Source organism: Kitasatospora sp. NPDC051853 (assembly GCF_044452665.1).
GTDB lineage: Bacteria > Actinomycetota > Actinomycetes > Streptomycetales > Streptomycetaceae > Kitasatospora.
Window position 1 is genome coordinate 136199 of the sequence record NZ_JBITBY010000009.1, and the last position, 14525, is coordinate 150723.

Genomic DNA, 14525 nt, shown 5'->3' on the forward strand with positions numbered 1-14525 from the left:
CCGCACCCCCTCTGCCCGCCCGCTGGAACGGACCCGTCCCATTTCTACCAGCCGCCACCGGCCTCGCCCGGGTGAGGTGCCGTCAGGAGCGCTGCCGTGGAGGGGCGGTGACCGCAGTCCGCCTCGCCGTCGACCCGGCCCGGACGTCAGCAGTCGTGCAGGGCCGCAGTGCGGAACGCGCCGGCGCTGACCACACGCGTCCCGCCGCCCTTCTTCCAGGTCAGGACCTGGCCGGGCGGCAGCTGTTCGACGTCCGCGAGCCGGAAGGTGATCAAGGATTCCTTGGCATCGCCGCCGGTGTGCCCGACGGACAGCGCGTAGACCCGGTCCGGCAGGAGCGTGGTGAGCGCGTCGTCGTCCGTGATCCAGTCAGCCGGGGCCGCGAAGAGCGGGACGCGGTCGGCCGGGTCCGCGCCGGGCGCCGGACGCGTCGTCCAGCGGCGGTGCTCCGGGGATTCGAGCTCGTGCAGGTTCACCCCGGTCACCCTCCCCTCCGGGCAGGGCACGGCCACCACGCTGATCGCACCGGCCTCCCGCACGAGGCCGACCGCATGGCCCAGCGGCGGGGTGCACCCGGCGGCCGCACCGAGGGCGAGCAGGAGCGCCGGTGCACTGCGGCCACGTCTCAGCTGATACGGCATCAGGTGTCCCCCCGGGTCGGTGGCGGGACTCTACCGAAGCCCGCACGCCCCGCCCCAGCAGGACGCCGTCCTCACGGACCGTCAGGACCGGGACGGACTGCCTCTTGAGGCAGACCTTCGGTGCCTGGCGGGCAATGACGCGGGTACCCCCTGAAGGTCAATTATGCTGCGTTCAAATGGACCTCACCTGGGTCGATTCGTGAACGACATGCCAAGACGGCCCTGGCGGACCACGCCCCGGAGCCGTCGGTCGGCGACTTCTGACGGACGGATTCCCATGCGCATCAAAGTCGGCTTGATCGGGGCCGGGGTCGGCACGGCCGCCCTCTCCACGCTCGTCTTCCTGGCGGGAAACGTGTCGGCCTCCGGCGCAACGCCCCCGCAGTCACCTGCCACCCAGGTCGGTACCCCGGCCCCGCGGGTGACCGTCGCGGCTCCGGCCCCGCAGGTCACCGTCCTCGCCGTGGCCCCGCAGGTCACCGTCGCCGCCGAGGCGGGCTCGCGCTGAGCCTGGCCGCCCTTCGGGGCGCCGCCGTCCGAGACCCGGGCACCTTGGTGTCCGGGCCGGGCGTGCGACTGGAGTCGCTCACCGCGCTGCGCTGGTTCGTGGCACTGGCGGTCTTCGCCTGCCAAGCCCGGGAACTGACGCCGAGCAGGCCGTCCTCGTTGGCCGAGATGTGTGCCGGCGGCGGTGTCACGTTCTTCTTCGTCCTCTTTGGGTTCGTCTCGGCCTGGTCATGGCTGCCGGGGACACCCGTGGGCACCTTCTACCGCCGGCGGTTCGCCCGGGCCTGACCGCTGCTCGCGCTCAGCACGCTGCTCGCCGTGCCCGCACTCGGCGAGGGCGTGGCCGACGGCCTGGCCCGGCGTCGTGCGCGACCTGCTGTTGCTCAGGCGTGGTTGCCGGGCGGGCCGCCTGCTCGGCTGGTGGGGCCACTGGTGGTCGGATCAGGCGCCGGCTCCCGGCTTCGCTCTGCCGATCGCGGCGGTGGCCGCCGGCGAGTTGCGCAGCCATCTGCAACTCGGGCTGCGGCGGCGGCCGTTCGCGTTCTGTCCGGTGCACTTCCCGCTGCTGCACCTGACCGCCCGCAGCCTCGGCACCGGCCCGTACGGCGAGGCCGGGTACGGCCTCTGGCCGTTCTACTCCGGCTCTGCCGACTGGCCGACGGCCGGAACGGCACTGGGGGCGCTCTGCCACCACGCCGTCGAACGCCCGGTCGAGCGGATGACACGGGGGGCGGTACCGCTTGAGGTGACACCGGTGGCACCGCGCCGCCGAGGACCCGTACCGTGGTCCGTCGGCCGGAAGCGTTCCTGTAGGAACGGTGCCCTCCACCGCGGGCCGTGCCGCTCAGCCGCTGCCGGCCGCCACGTCGGCGGCCAGGGCGGCCCGCATCCAGGCGTGCGCCGCGCCCACCGTCGGTGTCCGCCCGGCCGGGCCGAACACGGTGGTCAGCGCCCAGTAGCGCTCCACGGACGGATCGGTGGCCGAGGTCAGCAGCGCGCTCAGCCGCCGTCGGAAGCCCGGCCCGTCCGGCTCCGACCGCCCCTCCGCGTGCGCCGCCACGAAACGCTCCAGCACCGCGCCCCGCCCCGGCGTCCGATCCGCCGTCACCTCCGGTACCGCCAGCGCGTACGCCTCGAACAGACCGCCGTACAGCACGTCCGGCCGCCGCACCCGGTCCGTCCACACCGTCCCCGACCGGCCGCCCTCCCCGCACGGGGCGGTGACGATCGCGTGCAGCTCCGCGAAGGCCAGCACCTGCGCCGGGGACGGATCGGCCGGCGGCTCCGGGACGGCGTGCTCCAGCACCGCCGCCACCAGCGGCCGGGAGAGCCGCACGGGCAGCGCGGCCCGCCAGAACCGGGCCAGCGCCGCCGTCCCCGGCGGCGCCGACAGCGCGCCGACCAGCCGCAGCCGCTCCGCCCGCAGCTCCGCCGGGGTGTCCCGGAGCAGCTGGAGCGCCGCCTCCCGCCAGCGCAGCGCGGTCAGCTGCCCGCCCAGCACCCGCAACTGCCCGTCGATGGCGTCCGTCAGACCCGCCGTCAGCCCGTCCCCGTGCTCCAGCACCCGGCCCACCTCCGGCACCGGCAGGTCCAGCGCCCGGAGCGAACGGATCAGCCGCAGCCGCTCCAGGGCCTCCGGCCCGTACCGCCGGTGCCCGCCCGAGCTGCGCCCGGCCTCGGGCAGCAGGCCCCGGTCCGAGTAGAAGCGGACCGTCTTCACCGTGGTACCCGCCCGCTCGGCCAGCTCGCCGATGCTCCACGCTTCGTGCTCAGGGGACACGAGTTGAACCTCCCTCAGGGGGAGTTCCTACCGTACCGGCGAACCCGAACCGTCCCTCAGGAGGTCCTCATGACGGTGTTCGTCCTGGTCTCCGGCCCCTTCACCGGCGGCTGGATCTGGCGGGAGACCGCCGAACTGCTGCGCCGCGCCGGCGCGCAGGCCCACCCGCTCACCCTCACCGGCCTCGGCGAACGCCGCCACCTGGCCGGCCCCGGCACCGACCTGGAGACCCACGTCGAGGACGTGGCCCAGCAGATCGACCACCTCGACGGCGCGGAGCCCCTCGTCCTGGTCGGCCACGGCTACGCCATCCACCCCGTGCTCGGCGCCGCCGACCGCCGCCGCGAGCGGATCGGCCGGATCGTCCACCTCGACGCCGGCCTGCCCCAGGACGGCGACACCGCCCTCGCCCTGACACCGGACCACCTCACCCGCGAACTGCTCACCGCCCCCGGCGGGGCGGACGCACCGGTCCCCGTCCCCGAACCGGACCAGTGGCACCGCTGGGGCTCCACCGCCGGACTCTCCGCCGAGGCCCTCGACCGCCTCGACCGGTACGCCGCGCCGCAGCCCGCCGCCACCCTCCTGCAACCGCTGCGCCTCAGCGGCGGCGGCCCGGCCCCCTGGCCCACCACCGGCATCCTCTGCACCGCCGACGGCGGCACCGACCTCGCCACCGTCGAGACCGCCGTCCGCTTCGGCCCGCCGCACCTGCGCGCCCTCGCCGACCCCCGGGTCGGCTTCCTCGAACTCCCCACCGGCCACTGGCCGATGCTCTCCGCACCGGACGCCCTGGCCGACGCCCTGCTCCGCGCCGCCGCCGACGAGGGCCACCGGATCACGGCCGCCCCCGCCGCCGACCCGCCGCACCTGCGGCCCTTCGTCCTGGACGTCCCCGCCCGGCCACGCGTCCGCACCGGCGCCCCCGACCTCGCCCTCGACCTCCACCTCCCCGACGCGGACGGCCCCCGCCCCGCCGTCCTGTTCGTCCACGGCGGCCCGCTCGGCGCCGACATCCGGCCCACCCCGCGGGACTGGCCGCTCTACACCGGCCACGCCGCTCACGCCGCCGGCCTCGGCCTGGTCGGCGCCACCCTCGACCACCGCCTGCACGCGCTCGGCGACTTCCCCCGCGCCGCCGCCGACCTCGCCGCCGCCCTCGACGCCCTCCGCGCCGACCCCCGGGTGGACGCCGACCGGATCGCCCTCTGGTTCTTCTCCGGCGGCGCCCTGCTCTCCGCCGACCACCTGGCCGCGCCCCCGCCCTGGCTGCGCTGCGCCGCCTTCAGCTACCCCGTCCTGTCCCCGCTCCCCGGCTGGTCCGCCGTCCCGCCCCGCTTCCGCCCGTCCCCGCACCCCGCCCTCCCCCTCGTCCTCACCCGCGCGGGCCGGGAACAGCCCCCCGTCGCCGCCACCGTCGACACCTTCCTGGCCGCCGCCCACGCCGCCGGCACCCCGCTCGACCTGATCGACCACCCCACCGGCGGCCACGCCTTCGACGTGGGCGAACCCACCCCGGAGTCCCGCCACGCCGTCACCGCCGCCCATGCGGCGGTCCTGCGGCACTTGCTGACGCGTGATCAGGAGTCGGCGGCGGACAGCAGTGCCCGGTAGTACTCGGCCTTCGCGTCGTCGCCCAGCTGGAGCGCGGCCCCGTGGGCCACCAGGAGCACGGCTGACCTGAACGTGGCCGTGGCGGGGCTGTCGTCCAGGGCGAGGAAGGCCTCGGCGTGGTCGAGGGATTCCTGATGGCGGCCCGCGTCACCGTGTCCGATCGCCAGTCCGAAATGCAGCCTGGCCCGGCCTCCCGACCATCCGAGGCGGTCGGCGAGGTCCAATGCGCGATGTGCCGTGTCCACCGCCTGGTCGTCATGTCCGAGACCGAAGAGCACAGCCGACCAGCTGCCCATTGCTTGCGCCAGCCGATGGTCGTCGCCGAGTTCGGTGAAGACCGTCACGGCTTCCTCGATCAGGGGGCGTGCCTCCTCGGGGCGGCCGAGCGCGGTGAGGACGGTCGAGGCGTTCGCCTTGGCCAGGGCTTCGCCCGAGAGGTATCCCAGAGCGTGGCAGAGCTCTGCGTCCTGGAGGTGCATGGAGAGAGCCTCCTCGTCCTTGCCCTGGTGACGGAGGGTCAGGGCGAGGTCGTTGAGGACCATGCTCTCCTTGTAGCGGTTGCCGATCTGCCGGAAGATTTCCAGAGCTCTGCGCTGGTGCTGTTCGGAGGCCACCGGGTCGTTGACCTCTCGCAGGGTGAGGCCCAGTGTGTTGAGGGTTTCGGCGATGCCCGACGCGTCCTGCACCTCCTCGCAAACGCGGAGATCGCTGCGGAAGTACTCGAGGGCCGTGTCGAAGTCACCCTGTGCGCGGTGGAGAGTGCCCAGGTTGAACCGCACCTTGCTGGCCTGGTGCCGGTTCCCGATCCGCTCCCAGAGTTGCAGGCTCCGCTCCAGCAGGGGACGTGCCAGTTCAGGCTCTCCCAGATTGACGTGTAGGCCCGCCACGAGGTTGACGGCATCGGCGAGCAGCTCTGGAATCCCCAGGTCCTCGGCCTGCTCGCTGACTTGCTGCGCGATGTCCATGGCGGCACGGAATTCACGGCGGGTGCGGGCGAGGTTGGCCCGCTGCATCAGGAGCATGGCGGAGTACTGAGGGAAACCGTCGAGCTCGGTGGCTTCGAGGCCGACCGTGATCGCCTCGTCCCACTCGCGCCAGTGGCCGGTCACTTCGCACAGCCCTGCCAGCATGGTCGCGAAAGCGACGATGCGGCTCGACGGCTGGAGGTGACGGGCGGCGACGATCGCCCCGGCGAGGTCGTCCTGAGCCCAGCGGGCCGCCTCCTCAGCAGTGTGGATCTCCATTGTCCGGTCCTCGAACGGCTTCTGGGGGAGCGGAAGGCCGTTGAGGAGCTGCAATGCCCGTGCGATCGAGCGGATGTACCACTCGTGCATCCGGATGGCCGCGGCGGTGACCGACTCGGCCGTCTCCTCGGCGAGTTGCTCCTTGGAGTACAGCCGGAGCAGGTCGTGGAGCCGGTAGCGCTCGTCGCCCGGTGCGGGCTCGATCAGGTTCGCCTCGGCCAGTTTGCGGAGCTCCTTGGCGGCCTGGCGCAGCCCGAAGCCGGTGAGGGCCGCGCAGACGCCCGGGCCGAAGTCCTCGCCGGGCACCTGGGACAGCTGACGGAACGTGCTCCTCGCCGCTTTGTTGAGCCTGCCGTAGGAGAGCCCGAAGGCAGCGCGGACCGTCAGGTCGCCTGCCTCCAGGGCCTCCAACCGGTCGTGCTCGTAACGCAGTTCGCGGACCAGGGCCGCCGTGCTCAGCCGGGGATTGGTGGCCAGGCGGTTGGCGGTGATCCGCAGGGCCAGCGGGAGCCCGCCGCAGTAGCCGGCCACGGCTTCGGCGGCGAGCAGGTCGCGGTCGATCCGCTCGGGGCCGCAGACCCGGCGCAGGAAGCGCAGCGCCGTCCCCGGTGTGAAGGTGTCCAGGTCCAGCCGGTGCGCGCCCTCCAGGCCGACGAGCCGGCTGCGGCTGGTGACCAGGGCGAGTGCCTGCCCGCCGGGCGGGAGCAGCGGGCGGACCTGCTGCTCGTCCCCGGCGTTGTCGAGGACCAGCAGCAGGCGACGGCCGGCCAGGGTCAGGCGGTAGGCGTCGAGCAACTGGTCCGGGTCGCTCGGGAGTTCGGTCTGCGGGGTGCCGAGCGCGAGCAGGAAGCGGGCCATCACGTCCTCCGGCGCGGCGGGGCGTTCGGCCATGCCGCGCAGGTCGGCGTAGAGCCGCCCGTCCGGGAAGTCGCCGTCGGGGTGGTGCGCGACGTGGAGTGCGAGGGCGGTCTTGCCGACGCCCGGCTTGCCGGAGACCACCACCACCGGATCGGTGGCGCCACCGAGGAGACGGGCGATCTCCTCCTCCCGGCCGGTGAAGTCGGCCGGCTGCGGCGGGAGCGTGCGGGGGAGCGCGGGAGCGGGCTCCGGTGCGGGGAAGACGTGGAAGACCGGGTTGGTGAGGAAGAGCCCGTGGGCGTCCCCGCCCACCGCGAGGGAGCCGTCCCCCTCGGCCCGGACGGTCGGGGGCTGCCTCAAGGAGTGACGTCGGTCTCGATCGGGCCGTCCACGTCCTTGCCGACCGCGACCGATCCGGGGCCGGCGGCGGTGATGCCGCCCTGGGCCGGCGCGGCACCGGCGGAGCCGGAGGCTCCCGAGGCCTTGGTCTTCACCGAGCCCCGCAGGGACCCGCCGATCGCCACCGAACCGGCCCCGGCCGCGGTCACGTCGGTGCCGCCGCCGTCGGAGGAGGAGACCGTCAGGTACACCTGCAGGGCCACCCCGAGCACCACCAGCATTCCCAGGGCCACCCACCACCCCGTGCCGGCGTCGTCCGTCGCCACGTTGGTGGCCACCCCGGTCGCCGCTGCGACCACCACGGTCGCCGCCGCGGCGATCGAACGCCGCACCACCGTCGACATCTCGACTCCTCTCCCCGCCCCACCCCTGGGAGCAGGCCCACCCCAGTTCTACCAGGCTCCACTGACAACCCGTCAGACGAGAGCGGGCTCCCGGTCCGCCGCCCGGCGGAGCCAGAGGAGGGCCCCGGCGGTCAGCAGGACGGCCGCAGTGAGCCAGGGGAGGGGGCCGGCCGGCAGGCGTCCGACGACCAGTCCGGTGGCGGCGCCCGCCAGTTGGAGGGCGAGGGACTGGACGGAGAGCACAGTGGCGCGGGTGCGGTCGGGGATGCGGTGGTGGAGCAGGTCGCTCTCGTTGGGGCCGGCCGCGCCGAGGCCCAGGTAGACCAGCACGTAGCCGAGACCGCCCAGGGCCAGGGCGGCGGCGCCGGTGGTGGCCGCGGTGACGCCGAGCAGGGTGAGACCGGCCGCGCCGACCGCCAGGCCGAGCAGCACCGCCCGCTCCCCGCTGCCCGCCAACCGGGCGGTGAGCGGCGCGAGTTGGCTGCCGAGGGCGGAGCAGAGGAAGCCGGCGCAGGCCAGTGCCGCGTAGAGCACGGCCCCGGAGGCGGTGCCCCCGGCCAGGGCGGCCGCGCGGCCGGGCGTCAGCAGTTCGAGGGTGGCGACCGCGCCGCCGGCGGCGGCCGTGCCGAGCAGCACGCGGCGCACCAGCGCGTCGCGCCCGCCGAGGCGCAGGCCGGTCCGGACGGTGGCGGGGACGTCGCGGACCGCGTCGCGCAGGGTGGCGGGCGGCCGGGCCGTCTCGGGCAGGGCGGTCAGCACGTACAGCACGAAGGCGACCGCGACCAGACAGCCCGTCAGGGGCGGGACGGAGAGCGGCAGGACGACGCCTCCGGTGGCCCGGGCCAGGGCGGCGCCCGGGTCGGTGCCGAGGCCGAGGGCCCATGGGACCGCCCCGCCGAGCAGGGTGCCGAGGGCGAGTGCGGCGGAGGTGGCGGTGCCGCCCCGGGCCAGGCCGGTGCGCAGGTCGGCGTCGGGGCCGTCGGCGGCCCGGACGGTGTCCACGTACCAGGCCTCCACCGAACCGGAGAACAGGGCCCGGCAGGCACCCATCAGCACCATGCCGAGCGCGAGCGGCCACACGCCGGTGCCCAGCGCCAGCAGGGCGAGGGCGCAGACGCTCAGCAGGCCGGCCGCGGTCAGCACGCCGCGGCGGCCGAGCACGTCGGAGAGGCCGCCGGTGGGGAGTTCGAGGAGCGCGGTGGTCAGCGAGTACCCGGCCAGCAGGAGGGTGACGGTGGCCAGCGGCAGGCCGCGCGAGGTGAGCAGCAGGACCAGGGGCGCGACGGTCAGGCCGATCGGCAGCCAGAGCAGGGCGCAGGTGGTGACGTACCGCCGCCGGGCGGTCCGGCCGTCGAGCGGCCGGCCGGTCACTCCGGTGGTCACTCCGGGCTCCCCGGCGCGGGCGGGGCCAGCGGCAGGGTGGCGGCGAGGACGATGACCTGGGTGGCCCTCGGGTCCTCGGCGTCACGGGCCGTCAGTTCGGTCACCTTGCTCTCCAGCGTCTGCCACAGCTCCGCCAGGGAGTCGGGGGTGAGGCGCGGCATCCAGTCGCTGACGCCGTCCGCCCCCAGCCACTCCGGGCCCAGCAGCCCGGCCTCCGCTTCGGCCTCGAACCGGGCCAAGGAGTTTGCCAGGTGGTCGAGTTGGCTGCGGCGGATGCTGCTCGCCACCGCCCGGTTGCCGGGGGAGGAGGCCATCGCGGCGGAGTCCCAGGAGGTGAGCGCGTGGACGGCCTGCCAGCGCCGCTCCCGCCCGTCCCGGTGCTCGGCCTCGCGGACGAAGGCGTGCTTGGCCAGCACCCGCAGGTGGTAGCTGGCCGAGGCCGAGGACTCCCCGGTGGCGGCGGCCAGCTCGCTCGCGGTGGCGGGCCCGTCCCGCCGGAGCAGGCCGAGCAGGCGGATGCGCAGCGGGTGGGTGAGTGCCTTGAGGGCGTCCGCGTCCCGTTCGGGGTCGAGTACCCGGGCCCGGTCGTCGTTCTCCATGAGGGCAGCGTAGATCCGCCCGGCAGCTTTGCCAAAGTATTTTTGCAAAAAATTCTTGGGAGAATCGGGCCGCGCGTCGCATAGCGGCGGCGGAGCGCGGCCGCCACCGGAGGGCGCAGACTGGGGGCCGGCTCCCAGGAAGGAACGGAACCCCGTGAACGTGCTGCTCTTCGGCGCCACCGGCATGGTCGGGCAGGGAGTCCTGCGCGAGTGTCTGCTCGACGACCGGGTCACCGGCGTCCGGGCCGTGGTCCGGGGGCCGCTGGAGGTGAGCCACCCCAAGCTGACGGCGCTGGTGCACACGGACTTCACCGACTTCACCGCGCTGGAGGGCGAGTTCGCGGACGTGGACGCCTGCTTCTACTGCCTGGGCGTCACCTCGGCCGGCAAGCGCGAGGAGGAGTACCGCCGGATCACCCACGACTACACGCTCGCCGCCGCCCGCGCGCTGCCGGTGCGGCCGCAGGCTCCGCCCACCTTCGTCTACGTCTCCGGCGACGGCACGGACAGCACCGAGCAGGGCCGCCTGATGTGGGCCCGGGTGAAGGGCCGGACCGAGAACGAGCTGCTGGCGATGGACTTCCACGCCTACATGTTCCGTCCGGCCTACATCCACGCCGTGCACGGCGAGGTCTCCAGGACCCCGGCCTACCGGCGGCTCTACCCGGTGCTCTCGCTGCTCTTCCCCCTGCTGCGCCGCCTCGCCCCCGGCCGGGTCACCACCACCGAGAACATCGCCCGCGCCATGCTCGCCGTCGCCGGACGGAACGGCGGCGGCGAGCACGTGCTGCGCAGCCCCGAGATCGACCGGGCGGCCCGGGAAGGTCGTTGACGGGGCCTCAGGCCCGACCGTCGCCGATCCGGTCGAGGGCGGCGGTGAGGCGGCGGACGGCCCGTTCGGCGTCGTCCAGCTCGCCGGGGGCGGGGACGGTGAGGCCGAAGGAGCGGAGCTCGTCGGCGGGCAGGACCCGCCAGGTGAGGACCGGCATCAGGACGGTGGCGGCCCGGGAGAGGAACCAGGCGAGCTGGCCGTGGGTGCGGGCGACGGCCATGGCGATGACCGCGAGGGCCTCGCGCAGCCGCTCCAGGCGGTCGATGACCGGCAGCTGCTCCTGGCGCGGCCCGTCGAGGACCGCGTCCGCGAGACCGGCGGCGGTCTTCCGGGCCAGGGCCACGTCCTCCGGGGCCGGTTCCCAGAGGCCCCGGTCGAGCTGCCGGCCGGCCTCCGCGCGGAGGTGGGCGAGCTGGGCGTCGAGGTCCGCTCCGTCGGGCAGGGGGCGGAAGGTGTCGTCCATGGCCACGGCGCGTCTCCTCCGGTGGTGCTGAGCGGGCGTCAGGCGCGGTCGCCACGGCGGGGCCGGGGCCGGGAGAGGGCGTGTGCGGGCGGGGTGAGGGCGATCTCGAAGACGGTGTCGGTACCGGTGATGTCCAGCAGGCGCAGCACCTGCGGGCTGGGAGTGCCGAGCCGCAGGGGGACGCCGGCCGAGGCGGCGGCGCGGCGGGCACGGAGGAGTTCGTTCAGGCCCGAGGAGGAGCAGAAGTCCAGCCCGGAGCAGTCGATCACCAGGCGCTCCGGGGCGGGCGGTCCGGTGAGCGCGCGGTGCAGGGCGTGGGCGAGGAGCGGTGCGGTGTCCATGTCGACGGCGCCGATCAGGGAGAGCACCACCGTGCCGTCGGGGGCCGGGCGGTGCTCGGTGCGCAGGTCCGGATCCGGGTCGGCGTCGTCGTGCCACGAGGTCTTCATCCCGCCAAGGTTCCCACCCGAACCGTCGGGGCCGCAGCCGTGGGAACGAAGGGCCCGGGCATCGGGGGCTCGGGGAGCGAAAGCGGGTGCTGTGCCTCGGACGGTCCCGGGCGTACCGTCGGGGGCGAGGAGCGACGACCCGACCCGAGGCGGTGCGATGACACAGTCCCTGAACTTCGACAGCGCGAGCCTGGACGACACCGAGGAGTTCCTGTCCACCGCCTACACGCCGATGCGGATCGGCGGCCCGGTCGAGGACGCCCGGGTGCGGATCAGCCGGCGGGCGGCCGGGCCGGTGGCGATCGACCGGCTCGACTTCGGCTACACGATGGCCTACGACGCCCGCGACCTGGGCCAGGTCTGCCTGATCAGCATGCACGACGGCACCCTCGCCGACCTGACCGGCGGCCGGGAGGAGGTGTACGGACCCGGCGAGACCTTCCTGGTGGCCCCGCCCGACCGGCCCTACCGCGGCGAGGTCCGCGCCGCCCGCTACACCATCGCCCTGTTCGACACCGCGCTGCTGGAGGACGTCGCCCCCACCGCCCCGGGCGAGGCCCCGGTCCGGCTGACCGGCGCCCGCCCCGTCGACCCGGCGGCCGGCCGTCAGTTGGCCGCCGCCATCGCCTACGTCGGCGAGCACGTGCTCGGCGCCCCGGGCGCCGACGCGCACGAGCTGCTGGTCGGCACCGCCGCCCGCCACCTGGCCGCCGCCGCCCTGGCCGCCCTGCCGCACAGCGCCCGGGACGCCACGCACCGGGCGGACAGCACCGACGCCACCCCCGACACCGTCCGCCGCGCGGTCGCCCACATGGAGTCGCACGCGGACCGGGACCTGACGCTCGCTCGGATCGCCGCGGCCGCCCACGTCACCCCGAGGGCGCTCCAGTACGCCTTCCGCCGGCACCTGGACACCACGCCGCTGGCCCACCTGCGCCGCATCCGGCTGGCCGCCGCCCACCGCGACCTGCTGGCGGCCGACCCCCGCACCACCACCGTCACCGAGATCGCCATGCGCTGGGGCTTCGCCAACCCCGGCCACTTCGCCGCCCACTACCGCAAGGCCTACCGCACCGCCCCGAGCGGCACGCTCCGGCTGCTCCCCTGAACCCCCGTCAGGCGGGCGGCCCCCGTCAGCGCAGGTACGCCGGGGCCACCGCGGAGACGGCCAGGGTGGCGGGGGCGCCGCTGCCGTCGGCGGGGACGGCCCACAGGTCGGCGCCGTACTCGCCGGGGAGGGAGTAGACCAGGGTGGAGCCGTCGGCCCAGAGCGCCTGGTCGTCGACGGAGCGCTGTTCGGCGGTGGCGGTCTCGGCCATGGTGGCCAGGTCCAGGACGTACAGCCGCCACGGTGCGTCCGGGGAGGCGCCGGGGACGCGCTTCTTGTAGGCGACGCGGGTGCCGTCGGGGGAGAGCGAGGGGCACTCGACGTTCTGGTGCAGGGAGGTGAGGGTGCGGGCCGCGAGGTCGCCGCGGACCAGGTGGGTGGTGCCGCCGGTGGCCACGGTGGCGTAGAAGCCGCGGTCGTCGGCGAAGGTGACGCCCCAGACGTTGAGGTCGGAGGCGCGCTGGGGGCGGCCGTCCAGGAGGAAGGTGAACTCCTCCAGGTTGGACTCGATCCGCCAGTCCCGGGTGTCGACGATCGCGGTCCGGGTGGAGAAGGCGCCGCCCGCGTAGGAGTCGCCGCTGACGAAGACGGTCCAGGCGGCCAGCCGGCCCGAGGGGGAGACCCGGGCCCGGGAGGGGATGCCGGCCGCGGGGAAGGAGCGCAGCTCGTGCAGCCGGTCGTCGAGGACGACGGCGCGGTAGGTGTCGTCGAGGGTGCCGTGCACGGCCTGGAGGCAGATGCCCGTCCCGGCGGCGGCGTGGAAGCGCAGGCACTTGAGTCCGGAGGAGGTGCGGGCGCCGCCCGGCTCCCCGGCCGGGACGGTGACGATCTCGTCCCGGTGCGGGCCCCAGGCCAGGTTGCGGAAGAGCAGCTGGCCCCGGCCGGCGGCGAGGACGACGGCGCCCGGGCGGACGGGCGGGCCGCCCACCTGCTCCTGGTCCTTGCGGTCCGCGCGGTCGGCGGCGTACAGGACGGCCCCCGTGCCGACCCCGCCGAGCAGCAGGACGGCGAACAGGAGGACGAGCAGGCGGGTGGTGCGCGTCATGCGGGTGACACCTCGTCAGTGGTCGGCGGTACCTGGGGGGGGTGGCGCCCCGGGCCGGCGCCCGGGGCGGCACGGCGGGGCGTCAGTTCCAGATGCCCGTGATGGTGGTGGCGCTCGCGGCGTTGCCCGCGTGGGTGGTCAGGCCCGCCAGGTCCTCCAGGGTGCGCAGCACGCTGTAGTGGTTGTAGGTGGTGGCGGTGGAGCTGCCCGGGGTGACGTGCTCGCCGTAGAACACGGTCGGGATGCGGTTGCCCGAGAGGCGGTTGTCCTCGTCGAAGGTGACGACCAGCATCGAGTTGTGGGTCTTCGCCCAGGTGGCGTACGCACCCAGCTTGTTCTTGATCCAGGTGTCACCGGTGCCGACCGAGCAGTCGTGCATGTCGTTGCACAGGTCAGGCACCACGAAGGAGACCTTCGGCAGGGTGGTGAAGTCGGTCGGGAACTGCGTCATGGTGAGCGCGGTGCTGGTCGGCACGTTGGAGAAGCCGAACCACGGGTTGTGCTTCTGGGCGTACTTGCCGCTGGAACAGGTGGTGGAGCCCTGGGACGGCAGGCCCTCGTTGTAGCTCTTCCAGGTCTTGCCGGCGGCGATCAGCTCGGAGGCCAGGTTCGGCGCCGAGATCGAGCCGACGCCGACGCAACTGTCGTCCGTGCGGCCCTGGTTGGAACCGGAGAAGAGCATGTAGTAGTTCGGCTCGGACGGGTGGGTCAGGCCGAACGACTGGGTGAGGTTGGCGCCGCCCGCCTTCAGGGTGTTGTTGAGGTACGGCGCGCTGGAGCTGCCGATCACCTGGGTGTAGGCGTGGTTCTCCATCACCACGACCACGATGTGGTCCGGGGCGGGGAGCGCGGCGGCCTGGGCGGTGGTGCCGGTGGCGGCCCAGACACCGAGCGAACCGGCGGCGAGCGCGACGGCGCTGCCGATGGCGGTGAGGGTGCGCCGGGTGCGCTTGGGGGTCGGCTGGTCCTGAGGAGCAGTCATGGCCGTTCTCCTGGTGAGGGGGTGGCGGTGCACGGGGGTGAGCGGCCGTAACCCTAGGGGTCGGCAGTTGACGCGTACCCGCTGCACGGGTGAAGGAAGGAAGAACGGAGTACATGGTCTGGTAAAGCCTGCGCGGGGCCCGGCGGGCGCCGTTCGGGTGGTCCGGCGGGCGACTCCCCCGATGGTGTGGTGTCCCGTTGATCGGATTGATCATCCATGACGTATGCATGGGGTGACGCTCCGTCACCGGCGCGTCGTGCGTGCTGCCCCGGCGTCA

Annotated in this window: 15 protein-coding genes; 5 read left to right on the forward strand and 10 right to left on the reverse strand. The window is 74.5% G+C overall.

Going from position 1 to position 14525, the window contains the following annotated elements:
- Positions 1-146: 146 nt before the first annotated feature.
- Positions 147-641, reverse strand: coding sequence for a hypothetical protein (locus ACIA8O_RS25415; RefSeq protein ID WP_396296267.1), 495 nt, complete (start codon positions 639-641; stop codon positions 147-149).
- A 277-nt stretch (positions 642-918) separates the two neighbouring features.
- On the opposite strand from ACIA8O_RS25415, the gene ACIA8O_RS25420 reads away from it, so the two are divergent.
- Both ACIA8O_RS25420 and ACIA8O_RS25425 read left to right on the forward strand, forming a co-directional pair.
- A complete protein-coding gene (locus ACIA8O_RS25420) occupies positions 919-1149 on the forward strand; it encodes a hypothetical protein (RefSeq protein ID WP_396296268.1) in 231 nt (76 codons plus the stop codon).
- 62 nt (positions 1150-1211) lie between these two features.
- Entirely contained in the window at positions 1212-1436 is a 225-nt protein-coding gene (locus tag ACIA8O_RS25425) for a hypothetical protein (RefSeq protein WP_396296269.1), read from the forward strand.
- Between the two features lie 556 nt (positions 1437-1992).
- Here the strand turns inward: ACIA8O_RS25425 and ACIA8O_RS25430 are convergent.
- On the reverse strand, positions 1993-2928 hold the full coding sequence (locus ACIA8O_RS25430; RefSeq protein WP_396296270.1) for a MerR family transcriptional regulator: 936 nt from the start codon (positions 2926-2928) through the stop codon (positions 1993-1995).
- Between the two features lie 69 nt (positions 2929-2997).
- Between ACIA8O_RS25430 and ACIA8O_RS25435 the strand changes: the two genes are divergently transcribed.
- Positions 2998-4542 carry an alpha/beta fold hydrolase gene (locus tag ACIA8O_RS25435; RefSeq protein WP_396296271.1) on the forward strand — a complete coding sequence of 515 codons (1545 nt, stop codon included), beginning with the start codon at positions 2998-3000 and terminating at the stop codon, positions 4540-4542.
- On the opposite strand, the gene ACIA8O_RS25440 is transcribed toward ACIA8O_RS25435, so the two are convergent.
- The 4 genes from ACIA8O_RS25440 to ACIA8O_RS25455 all read right to left on the reverse strand — a co-directional run bounded on the left by ACIA8O_RS25440 (position 4509) and on the right by ACIA8O_RS25455 (position 9369).
- On the reverse strand, positions 4509-7004 hold the full coding sequence (locus ACIA8O_RS25440) for a tetratricopeptide repeat protein (RefSeq protein ID WP_396296272.1): 2496 nt from the start codon (positions 7002-7004) through the stop codon (positions 4509-4511). The two genes, ACIA8O_RS25435 and ACIA8O_RS25440, sit on opposite strands and share 34 nt — an antisense overlap.
- Positions 7001-7387, reverse strand: coding sequence for a hypothetical protein (locus ACIA8O_RS25445; protein ID WP_396296273.1), 387 nt, complete (start codon positions 7385-7387; stop codon positions 7001-7003). Before ACIA8O_RS25445 ends, ACIA8O_RS25440 begins: the two co-directional genes overlap by 4 nt.
- A gap of 72 nt (positions 7388-7459) precedes the next feature.
- Positions 7460-8770, reverse strand: a complete 1311-nt coding sequence (locus tag ACIA8O_RS25450; protein ID WP_396296274.1) for an MFS transporter — start codon at positions 8768-8770, stop codon at positions 7460-7462.
- Positions 8767-9369 carry a helix-turn-helix domain-containing protein gene (locus ACIA8O_RS25455; RefSeq protein ID WP_396296275.1) on the reverse strand — a complete coding sequence of 201 codons (603 nt, stop codon included), beginning with the start codon at positions 9367-9369 and terminating at the stop codon, positions 8767-8769. Before ACIA8O_RS25455 ends, ACIA8O_RS25450 begins: the two co-directional genes overlap by 4 nt.
- Before the next feature lie 154 nt (positions 9370-9523).
- Here ACIA8O_RS25455 and ACIA8O_RS25460 point away from each other — a divergent pair, with 154 nt between their 5' ends.
- On the forward strand, positions 9524-10201 hold the full coding sequence (locus ACIA8O_RS25460) for an NAD(P)H-binding protein (RefSeq protein ID WP_396296276.1): 678 nt from the start codon (positions 9524-9526) through the stop codon (positions 10199-10201).
- A gap of 7 nt (positions 10202-10208) precedes the next feature.
- Here ACIA8O_RS25460 and ACIA8O_RS25465 read toward each other — a convergent pair whose 3' ends face one another.
- Together ACIA8O_RS25465 and ACIA8O_RS25470 are read right to left on the reverse strand one after the other, a co-directional pair.
- A complete protein-coding gene (locus tag ACIA8O_RS25465) occupies positions 10209-10670 on the reverse strand; it encodes a hypothetical protein (protein WP_396296277.1) in 462 nt (153 codons plus the stop codon).
- 32 nt (positions 10671-10702) lie between these two features.
- A complete protein-coding gene (locus ACIA8O_RS25470) occupies positions 10703-11113 on the reverse strand; it encodes an STAS domain-containing protein (RefSeq protein ID WP_396296278.1) in 411 nt (136 codons plus the stop codon).
- Between the two features lie 157 nt (positions 11114-11270).
- Between ACIA8O_RS25470 and ACIA8O_RS25475 the strand changes: the two genes are divergently transcribed.
- On the forward strand, positions 11271-12221 hold the full coding sequence (locus tag ACIA8O_RS25475; protein ID WP_396296279.1) for a helix-turn-helix transcriptional regulator: 951 nt from the start codon (positions 11271-11273) through the stop codon (positions 12219-12221).
- Between the two features lie 25 nt (positions 12222-12246).
- Here the strand turns inward: ACIA8O_RS25475 and ACIA8O_RS25480 are convergent, their stop codons facing one another.
- Both ACIA8O_RS25480 and ACIA8O_RS25485 read right to left on the reverse strand, forming a co-directional pair.
- The gene (locus ACIA8O_RS25480; RefSeq protein ID WP_396296280.1) at positions 12247-13266 is read right to left on the reverse strand and encodes a TolB family protein; all 1020 of its coding nucleotides are present in this window, start codon (positions 13264-13266) and stop codon (positions 12247-12249) included.
- Positions 13267-13348: 82 nt separating this feature from the next.
- Positions 13349-14248, reverse strand: coding sequence for an alkaline phosphatase family protein (locus ACIA8O_RS25485; protein WP_396296281.1), 900 nt, complete (start codon positions 14246-14248; stop codon positions 13349-13351).
- Positions 14249-14525 lie beyond the last annotated feature (277 nt).

Bases quoted from the DNA above. Each gene is read 5' to 3' on its own strand.
- ACIA8O_RS25445 (WP_396296273.1), bottom strand. From the start codon at position 7,387: ATGTCGACGGTGGTGCGGCGTTCGATCGCCGCGGCGGCGACCGTGGTG.
- ACIA8O_RS25470 (WP_396296278.1), bottom strand. From the start codon at position 11,113: ATGAAGACCTCGTGGCACGACGACGCCGACCCGGATCCGGACCTGCGC.
- ACIA8O_RS25475 (WP_396296279.1), top strand. From the start codon at position 11,271: ATGACACAGTCCCTGAACTTCGACAGCGCGAGCCTGGACGACACCGAG.
- ACIA8O_RS25435 (WP_396296271.1), top strand. From the start codon at position 2,998: ATGACGGTGTTCGTCCTGGTCTCCGGCCCCTTCACCGGCGGCTGGATC.
- ACIA8O_RS25480 (WP_396296280.1), bottom strand. From the start codon at position 13,266: ATGACGCGCACCACCCGCCTGCTCGTCCTCCTGTTCGCCGTCCTGCTG.
- ACIA8O_RS25485 (WP_396296281.1), bottom strand. From the start codon at position 14,248: ATGACTGCTCCTCAGGACCAGCCGACCCCCAAGCGCACCCGGCGCACC.
- ACIA8O_RS25415 (WP_396296267.1), bottom strand. From the start codon at position 641: ATGCCGTATCAGCTGAGACGTGGCCGCAGTGCACCGGCGCTCCTGCTC.
- ACIA8O_RS25455 (WP_396296275.1), bottom strand. From the start codon at position 9,369: ATGGAGAACGACGACCGGGCCCGGGTACTCGACCCCGAACGGGACGCG.
- ACIA8O_RS25420 (WP_396296268.1), top strand. From the start codon at position 919: ATGCGCATCAAAGTCGGCTTGATCGGGGCCGGGGTCGGCACGGCCGCC.